General features: G+C 41.6%; 11 protein-coding genes. 4 read left to right on the top strand and 7 right to left on the bottom strand.

Annotated features, from left to right (window positions below; translation table 11 throughout):
- Positions 1 to 21 precede the first annotated feature (21 nt).
- Positions 22 to 396, top strand: a complete 375-nt coding sequence (locus tag OQX62_RS13490) for a helix-turn-helix domain-containing protein (protein WP_265832060.1) — start codon at positions 22 to 24, stop codon at positions 394 to 396.
- Between the two features lie 91 nt (positions 397 to 487).
- On the opposite strand, the gene OQX62_RS13485 is transcribed toward OQX62_RS13490, so the two are convergent.
- From OQX62_RS13485 to OQX62_RS13475, 3 genes are all read right to left on the bottom strand, one after another.
- Positions 488 to 2,134, bottom strand: coding sequence for a DUF4980 domain-containing protein (locus OQX62_RS13485; RefSeq protein ID WP_265832059.1), 1,647 nt, complete (start codon positions 2,132 to 2,134; stop codon positions 488 to 490).
- Positions 2,135 to 2,153: 19 nt separating this feature from the next.
- The gene (locus OQX62_RS13480) at positions 2,154 to 2,579 is read right to left on the bottom strand and encodes a DUF1801 domain-containing protein (protein WP_265832058.1); all 426 of its coding nucleotides are present in this window, start codon (positions 2,577 to 2,579) and stop codon (positions 2,154 to 2,156) included.
- A 137-nt stretch (positions 2,580 to 2,716) separates the two neighbouring features.
- Positions 2,717 to 3,217 carry a PPC domain-containing DNA-binding protein gene (locus OQX62_RS13475; protein ID WP_265832057.1) on the bottom strand — a complete coding sequence of 167 codons (501 nt, stop codon included), beginning with the start codon at positions 3,215 to 3,217 and terminating at the stop codon, positions 2,717 to 2,719.
- A 332-nt stretch (positions 3,218 to 3,549) separates the two neighbouring features.
- Between OQX62_RS13475 and OQX62_RS13470 the strand changes: the two genes are divergently transcribed.
- Positions 3,550 to 4,272, top strand: a complete 723-nt coding sequence (locus tag OQX62_RS13470; RefSeq protein WP_265832056.1) for a hypothetical protein — start codon at positions 3,550 to 3,552, stop codon at positions 4,270 to 4,272.
- Positions 4,273 to 4,323: 51 nt separating this feature from the next.
- On the opposite strand, the gene OQX62_RS13465 is transcribed toward OQX62_RS13470, so the two are convergent.
- Positions 4,324 to 4,617, bottom strand: a complete 294-nt coding sequence (locus OQX62_RS13465) for a hypothetical protein (protein WP_265832055.1) — start codon at positions 4,615 to 4,617, stop codon at positions 4,324 to 4,326.
- 234 nt (positions 4,618 to 4,851) lie between these two features.
- On the opposite strand from OQX62_RS13465, the gene OQX62_RS13460 reads away from it, so the two are divergent.
- Positions 4,852 to 5,931 carry a Kelch repeat-containing protein gene (locus OQX62_RS13460; RefSeq protein WP_265832054.1) on the top strand — a complete coding sequence of 360 codons (1,080 nt, stop codon included), beginning with the start codon at positions 4,852 to 4,854 and terminating at the stop codon, positions 5,929 to 5,931.
- 113 nt (positions 5,932 to 6,044) lie between these two features.
- A complete protein-coding gene (locus OQX62_RS13455) occupies positions 6,045 to 6,680 on the top strand; it encodes an MgtC/SapB family protein (protein WP_265832053.1) in 636 nt (211 codons plus the stop codon).
- 92 nt (positions 6,681 to 6,772) lie between these two features.
- Here the strand turns inward: OQX62_RS13455 and OQX62_RS13450 are convergent, their stop codons facing one another.
- Genes OQX62_RS13450 through OQX62_RS13440 form a run of 3 tightly spaced genes read right to left on the bottom strand, consistent with a single transcriptional unit; the run spans position 6,773 to position 12,126 of the window.
- Entirely contained in the window at positions 6,773 to 7,951 is a 1,179-nt protein-coding gene (locus tag OQX62_RS13450; RefSeq protein WP_322973752.1) for a glycoside hydrolase family 88 protein, read from the bottom strand.
- Positions 7,948 to 9,459, bottom strand: coding sequence for a hypothetical protein (locus OQX62_RS13445; protein WP_265832052.1), 1,512 nt, complete (start codon positions 9,457 to 9,459; stop codon positions 7,948 to 7,950). The genes OQX62_RS13450 and OQX62_RS13445 overlap by 4 nt, the downstream gene beginning before the upstream one ends.
- Entirely contained in the window at positions 9,460 to 12,126 is a 2,667-nt protein-coding gene (locus OQX62_RS13440) for a glycoside hydrolase family 2 TIM barrel-domain containing protein (protein WP_265832051.1), read from the bottom strand.
- Between the last annotated feature and the right edge of the window lie 31 nt (positions 12,127 to 12,157).

Genomic DNA, 12,157 nt, shown 5'->3' with positions numbered 1-12,157 from the left:
CGAAATTTAGAAGTTGAATGTATGGCAATTAAAGAAGAGCTTCTGGTTAGTGATGAAATTAAAAGGCTCAGGCTATTTAGAAAGGGAGAAGGACATAGTCAGGAAACTTTTGCTTCGGCTTTAGGGATTTCCAGATTAAAGATACAGCGCTACGAAGCGGGTACATATATGATCCCCTTAGAGCTGATCAGAAAAATGCATGAAGTGTTTCATATGAGCTATGAATGGTTTTTTCATGGAACGGGCCATAAAAAAAGTGTTGAGCTAAAATCAGGTCTGATCAAAGACATCAAAACTCTTGAATCCAATCAGCACCTGCTGGAAGGTCAGGTTTCTTTGTTGAAAAAACAACTTTTCAAAGTGTTTGAAGAAATTCAGCACCTGAAAAGCAGTTAGAAAAACTACAGCTTTTCTCTGGAATGGAAGGCCGCACGGCTACTTAGTAATTTTGGGATGCCTTAAGGCATCCCAAAATTTTGATATTTCCCTACCAGATCGATTTTACAGTATAAACCTCCAGGTCTTTTACTTCAATAGTATTCCCCCAGAAATGTAAACCCTCCGCGTTTTTAGGATCAGGTTTACGTTCCAGAGAATAAGAATATGCTCCTCCGTCAATAAATACCTCAATGGAGGTTCGGTCTATATAGATATCTGCTGAAATTTCCATGCTGGTCATATCCTCTGGAGAATAAAAAACTCCGTTAACCAGGTTATAGTTCATGTCGTAATCCAGTATGCGCTGACCAAAAAGATATATACCAGCACTGGTCGCGTGAGAAAGCTTAAGCTTCGTTTTGATGCGGATCTCATCATTATTGTTATAGTTCTTCAACTTTTCATTTGCATCATTCTCATTTAGATTAGTCCATTTGCCTACGGATTTAAAAAGCTGGTTTGCTTCTTTGACAGGTTCACTGAATAGTCGTATGCCATCTTTTGTGGTCTTCAGTTTCAGTTCTGTCGGTAACAGCATCATGCCATTGAAAGGCATTCCCGGATGTCCGACCCTTCCCCATCCAATCTGGATTCTTCTTCCGTCTGCTTCCTGAATATTAGTAAAGGTTTGTGCGGCATAGATGGTCCCATTCACAAAATAATGTTTACCAGATTCGGGCGTAAATTTCTTGCCGTCAAAACTACCAGTCATATAAGTATTGGAAGCACCATATATGACCCATTTGGTTTTCGATGGATCACCATCGACAGGCAGTTCGAAAAGATCAGGACATTCCCAGAAACCGGTAGTATGGGTCTGAAAGGTCCAGTCCTTTAAATTGGAAGAATTATAGATAGAATGCCCGTCCCGTTCATTGAGCACCATCACCCAGTGTTTACCCGGCTGATACCAGAACACCCTCGGATCTCTGGTATCAACGCTGTTCCATTTTGCTTTTGAGTCAATAATCGGATTATTGCTATATTTTGTCCAGCTACGCCCTTTATCCAGACTATAAGCAACACATTGCACTTGTTTATCGGCCGAAGCAACAGTATAGGTAGCTACCATTGCAGGAGTCTTTCCTTTATTAAAACCAGCGGTATTCGCATAATCGATCACTGCCGAACCGGAAAACATGGTACCCAAATTATCAGGACTCAAAGCAGTAGGCAGCTCCTCCCAATGGATCATATCTTTACTCACCGCATGGCCCCATGACATATTTTCCCATTCCTTTTCATAAGGGTTATGCTGAAAGAATAGATGATACTCTCCTTCATAAAAGATAAGTCCGTTAGGGTCGTTGATCCAGCCTCTCTTAGCAGTGAAATGAAACTGTGGCCTGTTCTTTTCTTTGTACAGCAGCTTTTGCCCTTCGATCTCATCATTTTGATAGATCTTCTTGAGTCCAGCCTCATCACCGTCATAACTGATGGTCACCGTTTTTCCTTTCAAAGCAGTTACATCACAGTATACCCAATACTCCGGCTCATCTTTAGCAAGCCTGATCTTGAACGCACGTTCCTGTTTACCACTAATGACAAACTTCATGTTGGCCCTTGACTGTGTCTGCGCGATAGGTAGATTGAGGTAGCGTTTATTTATTTTGATGACAATATCAGCTGCTTTAGCAGTTTGTAGTGAAGCCATAAGTATACTGATGCTCAGTATGATCTTCAGTCTCGTCTTCATATCCTTTAAGGTTCCGGTATTATGCGGGAAATTTGTCTTGTAAACGATTTATTGTTGCACCCATCAGTTTTTGGAGTACATCAATGTTAATGTCGGACAGTTTTTTGACATAGATACATCCTTTGCCCATTTTAAATTTACCCAGGTCTGCTAACAAGGCTTCATGTTCTGGTGTGCCCATATAAACATAGAGTGAAATAGCAGCCTTACGTGGAGAAAAACTTACCAGCGGCCAATCTCCTTCCTGCCGACTCCTTTCGGACTTATAGTGGTATGACCCAAATCCAATAATACTTGGTCCCCACATCCTGGCTTCATAACCGGTATAATCCTTCATGATGTGCAGTAGTTCAAAGCTATCTTTTCGCTTTTGTTCTGTATCAGCGAAGGAGGTGATAAATTCCTCGACACTTGCAGTGGTAACCGTTGTTTTGATAGTAGACATAGCTGTAAAGGGTTAAGATTGATTTCTATAGGAACCAAAATGAATTTGCCAGAATGCTGTAAATTATAAAATTTCTGAATATAAAACAATTCAGAAATTTTATTCAAAATGAGCGGCATACATAAAGCCTTTTGCAACTATTCTAACTGCAATACGTTGGCATTTAAAGGCTGTTCAACCTTTCTTTCCAGTTTCTGCTGGTGCACAGTAATGGTGATTTCAAGTGAACCGGTGCCTACAACCATGGCTAAGACATGACCGCCATAAGCTTTGAATTCCTCATCAGTGGCAATACCATGAATATGAAGTGAAGGTTGCTCCTTGCTCCAGGCGATAGATCCTGTCACACTACCCATTTCGACACGTTTAAATTCCTTTGGATTGAAGACTTTCTTGTTGAAATCGTAAAAGCCAAAAGTTACACTCCCAGCGAAACCCATCCCGTAAAAATTTGCAGAGGGAATATTTTCTGTTTTCGCTAGTTGCGTAATAACCTTAAAAACATCATCTCCCTCCCTTAATACCATTAGGTATCCAGTAGAAGTTTTTATAAAACGTTTAACCTCCGACTTTTTTTCCTGTGCATATGATTGAGTGAAGAGCAGACATGCGGTCAATAAAAATAAGATTTTCTTCATGATTTGTTTTTTTACACGAAGTTAAGGTATCCGCGGTTATTGTAAAATAACCAGATTTATAGCGGGCTATCAGGATGATAATAGTAGGAAAACCCTGTAACACATTCCTCCCGCTTTGCTGATCTGCGTTTCTCCGCTCAATAATGTACGCGGCATATTTTTAAAAAACTTTAACGTCAAATATCGTAACGATAAGCATCTGGATGACTTACCTGTTTAATGTGAATTTGAAAAGAAAATCAGCTCAATTTGTTTATTTTGTATATTAGCTCCAAAGAAGCTTAAATACTATGTCTGCTATAAAAAAATACTTTCTATTATCCCTTTTACTAATGTCCTTTTCAGGCTATGCCCAGAATACCATTAATAATTACAAATATGTATTGGTACCCGAAAAATTCAGCTTTCTGAAACAGGAAAACCAGTATAACTTAAATGCCCTGACTAAAAAGTTGTTAGACGATAAAGGTTTCACTGTTTATTATGATAACACAGACTTACCTGAAGAAATTGCAAATAATAAATGTAAAGCCCTTACGCTGGATATATTGGGAAAAAGTACAATGTTCAGCACTAATCTTACCTTGTTGTTAAAGGACTGCAAAGGGGCCGTTCTTTTCAAAGGAAAGGAAGGCAAAAGCAGAGAAAAAGAATATGATATTTCTTATACCAACGCTTTAAGAGAGGCATTCACTTCATTGAATGACCTTCCATATGCATATACCCCAGCAACAAGTGTACAGGAGGAAGTAAAAACGGTCACAGTTACAGTGACACCTCCACCGCCACCAATCCAAACTCCTGTAAAAACTGTAACAACGGAAAAGGTTGAAATTAACGGCACATTATATGCACAGGCAACAGCTACTGGCTATCAGTTAATTGACACTTCTCCAAAAATAGTATTCACGCTACTGAAAACTTCAGTGCCGGACTATTTTATCGCAACCAATGGCAATGTGAATGGAATAGTCTTCAAAAAAAATGAGAATTGGTTTTTCGATTATTACAAAAATGACCAGTTGGTCAGCGAAAAGTTGTCTGTTAAATTTTAACAGGATAGACTTATAGCCCTTCATATCTAATCCAGGCATAAATACATATACTTAGCCTGGATTAGTAAGGTTCAATTGTTTGAATAATTCCTTGGCAAGGATCTGGATGTTTGTGGCCAACTCGTCGAGTGTGCAATGTTTGATGGTGATCGGTAAAGAGATCTCATCTATCAAACTGGTCAGTTCTATACATAGCACCGTACTTTCTGAAATGTTATCATCGCCACTTAACATATGAAAAGTCTTTTCTGCGAATGCGCTGTCATTACCCATATAAAAACAGCCTACCGTGGTATGGCCATTCACAGTTTTTAGGTTCAAAGAAATCCTGTAATCTGTTTGCATAATGATTGATTTAGCCCTCTGAATAATAATCAACAGAAAGCTACAAGTTGAATGCCAAAAAGGATAAATAATAGTAAATCCTGACGCTTAGCCATCTAAGGATCTGCTGAAATAAATCCTAAGTGTACAACCCGCCTGAATTATCCGAAGAAATAATAGCTTTTATATCCTATTTTTTTTTGTGCGTATTAAATTTAAACGCTTAAATTAGTCTTATAAACTAATGCTCCTCTGATGAAAAGATTACTGACGATCACACTATTAACTATATGCTTATTAGAAATCTCTTCCTGCAGTAAAAGCAGTGACGAAGCTATAATTATTGTTGATCCACCAATGGATAACTTAATCTATCGCAAAATAGAGTATAGTGGGGTAGCCAGCCTGTCTGAGGCAAGGGTTGGACTGGCAGCCGCTGCAGCAGGAAACAAAATAGTTTTTGCCGGGGGCGGAACAGCTGGCGGCGCTGCTTACTCTTCGGCGGTCGATATTTATGATGTCTCTACTAATGCCTGGACTACAACAAGACTTAGCGAAGCGCGTTACCACCTGGCAGCAGCGGCAGCAGGTACGAAGGTTGTATTTGCTGGCGGCTTAAATGCAACTGGTTATTCTAAGGTTGTTGATATTTATGATGTTTCTACCAATACATGGTCGACCGCTCAATTGAGTCAGGCAAGAGGCCGTTTAACAGCAGCAGCGGCAGGAAATAAAATTGTATTTGCAGGAGGTGATACCGGTCTTAATTATGTGAGTACGGTTGATATCTATGATGTTTCTACCAATGTATGGACAACCGCACAACTGAGTCAGGGACGCAGAAGACTGGCAGGTGCGGCAGCAGGAAATAAAATACTTTTTGCCGGTGGTCAATCCAATACGGGCGATTCGAAAGTGGTAGACATTTATGATGTCAGTACCAATACATGGACCACATCCCAACTCAGTGAGACCAGGTATGATCTGGCTGGAGCAGGCGCAGGTGGTAAAATTGTATTTTCTGGTGGCGGCAATGCAAAAACTGCAGATATTTATAATGTGGTTACAGGTCTGTGGACGACTTTGCCTGTACCGGAAGATCGTAAATATGTTAGCGCAGCAGCAGGCGGGTCAAAAATTGTATTCGGTGGGGGCGGTTCTTCAGCTACTGTGGACATTTATGATGTAGAACTCAATACCTTTTCTACATTGCAGTTTAGCGAACTAACGAGCGATCTTGCAGCCGCATCTACCGGTAACAAATTGTTATTCGCGGGCGGAGATCTTTCTTCGGGTTTGTCTAAGGTGGTAAATGTGTATACACTGTCAAGGTAGTAAAAACGGGCGGCTCTTTTTAAAAATAAGCCTATAGATTTCTATTAATGAAGCTGACCAGAACTTTAGCAGGATAATTGCTAAGCATATTTTAAATATAAAATATTAATTTAATGGACTTCACTTTAGAAACGGAAGATATAATCAGTATGTTCATGTCTATCCTCTGCGGAGGGATCATAGGCTTTGAAAGGGAATATAAAAGTAAAGCAGCGGGCTTTAGAACAATCATTCTGATCTCACTAGGCTCTACTATTTTTACTATTGTATCGGGTCACGGTGCAGGAAGCGACGACCGTGTATCAGCAAATATCATTACGGGTATCGGTTTTATCGGTGCGGGGGTAATTTTCAAAGACCAGTTTTCGGTAAGAGGTTTAACAACAGCAGCGGTAATCTGGACCTCTGCGGCGATAGGAATGACAACAGGTATAGGTTACCATGCACTGGCTTTTGTATTTACCATCATCACACTAGTCATTTTGCTGCTATCCACCAAGATAGAGCAACTGATCAGCACCATGCAGAAACAGAAGATCATTAGTGTCACTTTCAGAACGCCTGATTTCGGTCTGATTAAATCGCTCGAAGCTGAATTGAACAGCAAACATTTACGGATAGATCCACTGGAAGTGAGTAAAGATCAGGACACGCTAACGGTTGTCTGGCAGGTATCAGGAAGAAAAAAGTATCTGGTAGAGCTGAATGAAAAGCTGGCAGCAATACCTGATATCATCAGTTTTGCGTAGCCCTGTTACAATAAACTTCTCCTCACCTTTCTCTTGTAAAGGTTAAGAAAGCCGGCAAAAATTGAGTCTTGATTTTTTGCCGGCTTTCTTTTTTATTTACTTCTCAGCAATGCTTCAAGGTAGTAATAATCTGCATAATTTATTGGCACATCTATTTCTGAATGCGCTGGTCTGTGTCCTGTACTGTGTTCCAGAATGAAACCCTTATTTGCGCCGGGTTTACTGGTGTAGGCAGTATGCAAACTGTACAGAAGTTTATCTGCTTTGTTTTTATATCCTGCGCCGGGAACATAGGTATTTAATTCATATAATGCTGATGCAGTGATCGCTGCTGCGGAAGCGTCTCTGGAAACATTGGGGATTTTCGGGTCGTTATAATCCCAGTAAGGAATACCATCTTTTGGAATGGAAGGATGTGTCAAAATAAGGTTGGCAATCCCTCTGGCCTGCGCCAGATATACAGGATTTTTTGTTTCGCGGTAACACATGGTGTAACCGTAAAGTGCCCATGCCTGACCCCTGGCCCATGAAGATGCATTGTTATATCCTTGAGCGGTTAGTTTTTGCAGCACTTTTCCGGTGGCCGTATCATAATCCAGCACATGCCAGCTGCTAAAGTCAGGGCGAAAATGATTTTTCATTGTCGTGTTTGCGTGGGCTACAGCAATTTTATAAAAAGAACTGTCACCGCTGAGTTTAGTCGCCTCAAAGAGCAGCTCCAGGTTCATCATATTGTCAATAATCACTGGATACTTCCACTTGCTGGTATTATGGTCCCATGATTTAATTACGCCTGCCACAGGGTTAAATCTGGTAGAAAGTGATTTTGCAGCTTGTATGATGACGTTCCGGTAAGCTGTATCACCTGTTAAACGGTAGCCATTGCCAAACGGGCAGTAGATCATAAAACCCAGGTCATGTGTAGCGGTATTGAATTGCTCTCTTTTTATTTTCTCTGTATATTTTCTTGCGAGATCAAGCCATTTCTGGTCTTTACTATGCGCGTAAAGGAACCAGAGTTCAGCAGGAAAAAAGCCACTTGTCCAATCTCTGGAACTAACCATGGTTAGTTTTCCATGTTCCACCGTCCGCGGGGATACCTGATTTTTCCTGATGGCAGCAGTATCATTTTCTATTTCTTTCAGCAGCACTATGGTCTGCTTTTCTGCAGCGGCAAAGGCTTTGTCTACATTTACTTTCTGGGCACTCAAAGTGCCGGATGCCAGGCTCAGTACCAGCAGCATCAGGATTATTTTTATTGCCTTCATCATTTATATTTTTGCGTGTTTTTTACCTGTAACAGGTAAAGTGAGACTGGGGTTAAACCAGCTTTGTTATGTCCTTCCCAGATGCCGTCCGGCCTTCCGTCTAAACGACCTTGTATTTTTTCACCAATCAAACCAATGCTATAATTCTGACCTGATACATAAGGACTTTGTACTGCAGCTTTACGTACTTTACAGTTCCATAAGACCTGGTTTACTCCTGCCCAGCCATGTCCTGTTCCCCAATTACCGCGGTCCTGGATATTGATTTCTCCATCTGTAGTTATATTATCGTACAGTGTGCCCATAGCCCAACGGTGATGCGGACCAATATCTCCTTTGGAATTTTCAGCGATGCAGTTGAAAAACACATTAGGTCCGCATACTTTGGCCCCGGTAACGTAGTCATGCCGTCCTTCGGAAGCATAACAGTTAATCACCAGATTTAACTGCCCGTCGTTGTTGAACGAATATCTCCGTCCGCCGATCACCTGTGATTTCGGCGCAAGGCATTTACTGTTGCTGACGGTAATATTTTTGCTGCCCTGCCCCAGGTTTACACAGGAATAACCGAAATAACGACTGGTCACATTGGATACCCAGCTGTTCTCTATTTTATCAAATGATATGGCATCCCAGCCATGGTCTTCATCTGTTTCAGAGGTATATTCGGACTCCAAACATAAATTTTCTACCCCAACCTCGGCAATTCTTCCGCTAAATGCACAGCGAAAAATCTCGCCTCCGCCATATTTAGTTTCCATAGCCATAACAACAGGTTGGTCAATATATATCGTTTTTCCCTTTATCGCAGTAATTACCCTTTCGAATTGAAGGTTATAGTCGCCCGCCACCCATTGCCTTGTCCCTGTTCCGCTGGGAATCTGATCCATCTTCAGATCGGCTATCCAATTTGCTGTGCCGGGTCTGAATACGACAATTTTATCTCCCTTTTTCAAATGTTCAGTAGTGCTGAGTTCAAAAGACTTTGCACCGACAGGAACATAATCAGTCGTGATTGCGATTCTCGTTCCGACCAGTTCTTCCAGTTCTCCTTTTCCTGCAGCCGCCAGCAGCTTTCGCTGTCCTTTACCGGTAGCGATCAGTTTTGTCTGTCCGCCTTCACCTCTCAGCACAATCCCTCCTGCAGTTATCCTGAGGCTGCCGGGTATTTTATATTCCCCTGCTTTAAGCAGTAGTGCACCACGGATACCATTTTTATCTGCCGGCATTGCCGAAAGCTGGTCTATCGCGGCTTGTATTTTTTGCTGATCATCATCACCTGTAGCAGACAATTCCTTCACTACTTTTACCTGCGGAATGACTTTTTCATTGGCATGATACCCTACCTTGCTGAAATCAGGAAATATATTTCCTTTCGCATCGGGAATATAAATCAGGCTGCTGTCTTTGTTCATCTTAACAAATGCAGATTGCCAATGGGCTTGCTGTGCGGACAGGCCGATGGGAATTAAGATCGCGATAAAAAGAAAATATTTGAGTTGATTGATCATTTAAAATGAGGTTTGTATAACTTTTAAAGCATTTAATACTGGCTTACCTTGTAGCGGGAGCAGGTCGATCACTATCCCTTTGCCATTGGTTACCATTACCTGTATCTTCTTTTGTACAGCTGTAGCATAACCATTATCCGCCACAAGATTGATAGTTTCCGGATACATCGCTTCGTTTATTTTAAGATTAAACACACGTTCTTCCTTCTGTTCTTTGACTTGTCTGTTATCCAGATTATAAGCTAAAGCTTCCTTTTTTGCACCGCCAAGCAATTCAGCGAAATATAAAGTAACTTCATAAATACCATCGGCAACATCTAGTTTATATTGTTTTAAATCTACCCGCTGTGTCTGATAAATCGGATCATTGACCGTATTCCTGATATTTTTATCTGTTCCGTAGGCCGTACGACCATTACCGGTCTGATATGACTGCCCTCCGATAAATCCCCAGGCACCTTTTCTATAAGGCTGATCAGGCATCCACAAGGAATTTTCGTCATCAATAAAATAACGTGAAGCGCCGAGCAAAATACGTAATGGCCGAAACGCCTGGCCCGAATCAAAAACATAAGGGATTAAACTAAACCTGATGTCGATCCGGTCTGCCAGCACAGGATTGGAAGGATTTACAGCAAGCAGCTGGTTTGCCCCGTCAGTGAATGGTACCTGCCACTCACACAAATGGTCTTTCGCAGTTTTCACACCCAGGCTTTTTCCGTTTGAGAATAATTCTGCGCTATCCAGATTAGTAGCCACCTGAATCGTTTGTACCGAAAAGACATGTCCGGAATCAGCCACACCACTTCTCACTTTCCAGTCGGCCGCAATCTTTAAAAAAGGCTTGTCGGACAAATAAGCCCAATAGAGATAATAGGTATCTTTAGGTTTTCTGTCAAAAGTAAGCAGCCCCTTGTTATTGATATGCGGCATAGTCTCATCCCTCGTTTCCGAATTGAAATCAGCCAGGTTCCAGGCCATCGCAGCGCTTACAAATGGCCTTTCCAAAATCGCATTGAGATAAACCTGATGAAACTTTAGTGCATATTCAACACTTTTATCGAATCTCACCGGTGAAAATGAGCGGATGCGCGGATCTGCATCTGCACCATATTCTGTAACCAGTAAGGGCATTCCGGGTAATTCGCGATGGTGTTTATCCAGAAAATCAGCGAAGCCGGACAGGTCGCCACCGTACCAGCCCTGGTATAAATTCCAACCCAGAATCATAGGGATTTTAGTAAGCCCTACCTGGTTGTAACGGTTAAAATCCCCGTGACAGGCAAGCATGGTATATCTTGAAGGATCTTCAGCTCTGGTCAGGTTATCCAATGACTTCGCCAGCGCTCTGACATGATCAAAATAAATATTTTGTCGCGCTTTATCATCATTAAACTGAGGTTTAAGCAGGATTTCATTCATATAGGCCCAGATAATCACACTAGGATGGTTAAAGTTCTGTCTGATCATTTCGATCTGCATATTTTCACAGTTCTTTGTAAATTCAGCAGTTTCAGTGATGGAATTGACAACAGGAATTTCTACCGAAGCGAGGATACCGAGCCTGTCACATGTTTGCAGGATCACAGGATCCTGCGGGTAGTGGGCAACTCGCAGGAAATTGCCACCCATCTCTTTCAACAATTCTACGTCCCTGATTTGCAGGGCTTCCGGTACAGCATTCCCTAATCCTTCATAATCCTGATGGCGACTAGCGCCGATCAGTTTCAGGGCTTTTCCGTTCAGAAAGAATCCTTTATCCGCGTCAAACCTAAACCAACGAAGGCCTAAAGGATTAACCGCTTCATCAAGTACAGCATTTGTCCGGCTATCAAGAATCTGTGTAACCACGCGGTATAACTCAGGGTTTGAGGGCGACCATAATTTGGGTTTAAGCAATTCAGGCAGATTTTGCAGTATTGTTTTTTTCTCTGCCGCTTTAAGGTTCACTGAGCTGATCAATGAAGAAACGACTTGTCCTTCCGGATCATAAATTACCGTTTTCAAACCTAATTTACGTGTGCCGGCAGAAGAATTTTCCAATACACCTTTTAGCCTGATCTCTGCCCGTGCTGCTGATACCCTAGGTGTAGAAATATACACACCACCGGCACCATAATCCTCACCATAAAAATGAACAGGAGCTGTAACAAGTAAATTAATGTTCCTGTAAATGCCGCCATAAAAGGTAAAATCAGCAGTAAGGGGTGCGATATCCGCATTGAAACGGCTAGTCACTCTGACAATTATTTCATTCTTAAAGTGCCCGCCGAACTTTAATAAGTCAGTGATGGGTATGTCAAAACCGGTATAACCTCCTACATGTGATCCCGCCCTGATCCCGTTTACAAAGATTTCAGCCTCCTGGTTTACGCCGTCAAAAGACAGTGAGATTTTGCTGTTCTTTAATTCCGCACCAGCAATAAAGGTTTTCCGGTACCATCCGTAACCGCGATAATAACCGGGCTCGTCATCCATTACGTCTGCGATATTCCAGGTATGCGGAACAACAACAGGTGCCCATTGCTTTTCATCTTTACTAAAAGACCAGCCTGCATTAAAGCCTGTTTTTTGCCTTTGCGCACTCATTTGTTGTGCCTCTCCTAAAAAAGGCACAACAATTAAGCTATATAAAAACAAGAAGAATACTTTTTTTGCGTAGGTCATATTTGGGTGATAACAATTTAAAACGATTGCG

It is taken from the genome of Pedobacter sp. MR2016-24 (genome assembly GCF_026239655.1).
GTDB lineage: Bacteria > Bacteroidota > Bacteroidia > Sphingobacteriales > Sphingobacteriaceae > Pedobacter.
Note: the sequence above shows the minus strand (reverse complement) of the source record. Positions and strands in the feature narration are given on the sequence as shown.